The sequence below is a fragment of the Kitasatospora sp. SC0581 genome (assembly GCF_048159585.1).
In the GTDB taxonomy this organism is placed as follows: Bacteria; Actinomycetota; Actinomycetes; order Streptomycetales; family Streptomycetaceae; genus Kitasatospora.
Map to the genome: position 1 here is coordinate 1 of NZ_JBLRWA010000261.1, position 350 is coordinate 350.

A 350-nucleotide genomic window follows, 5' to 3' on the forward strand; every position below is an offset into this window, starting at 1 on the left:
GGAACAGCGAAGCCCCCTCCACCAGGGCGATGAAGGACTCGGCCCGCGCCAGGCACTCCGCGAACGGCAGCTCCGGCCGGTAGCCGCCGATCTGCCCAGCCACCAGCCGCGCGTAGTCCGCGTAGAACGCCCTGACCGCTTCCGCCACCGCCTCGTCCCCGGCCGCCAGCGCCCACAACTCCACGAACAATCGCACCCGGTCGGCATCCTGGTGCTGCGCGAGCACCACCTCCACCAGCCGCTCCGGATCGGCCCCGGACACCGCCGCCTCCGCGCCCAGCTGCTCCAACGACCGGTGCAGCACCCGGGCCAGCAGCTCGGCCACCAGGCGTTCCCGGCTGGGGAAGTAG

General features: G+C 73.1%; 1 pseudogene. It reads right to left on the reverse strand.

Going from position 1 to position 350, the window contains the following annotated elements:
* Positions 1-350, reverse strand: a pseudogene (locus ACLWS4_RS38035) (TetR/AcrR family transcriptional regulator); the annotation flags it as partial.